Source organism: Bradyrhizobium sp. Kon58, from assembly GCF_055807455.1.
Genome location: NZ_JBVVOT010000252.1, coordinates 1 through 335 on the forward strand (window position 1 = coordinate 1; position 335 = coordinate 335).

General features: G+C 42.4%; 1 protein-coding gene. It reads right to left on the minus strand.

Translation table 11 applies throughout. The annotated features are described in order from the left end of the window. A partial coding sequence (locus AC0L20_RS40345; protein WP_473295724.1) for a hypothetical protein occupies positions 1–236 on the minus strand: 236 nt, incomplete at its 3' end. Positions 237–335: the final 99 nt, after the last annotated feature.

Below are 335 nucleotides of genomic sequence, written 5' to 3' on the forward strand. Positions count from 1 at the left end.
TGAATAGCTTCTTGGATGTATAGCTCTTCCATTGGCGGCTTCAGCTTTGCCAATGCTTTGAGTAGATCGCTCCTAGTCTGTCTTGACTTCTTAGAACTCGTCATGCCAGGTAATAGTTCAATTGTTACCAGATTGCAGGTGTTTGCACACAGATGAGCAATTAGTTCGATAGGGTGATCAGATTCCAGCAGGCGTTGTGGTAGATCAACGATTGATTTACAGCTATAAGCTTTCATCAGATCTTCAATTGCATATCTTTTGTAAGTTCTGTATGTGCGCTCGTCTACGATTTTTAACAAGTGATCGAGTGTAATCGCAACGTGTAGGAGTTCGCC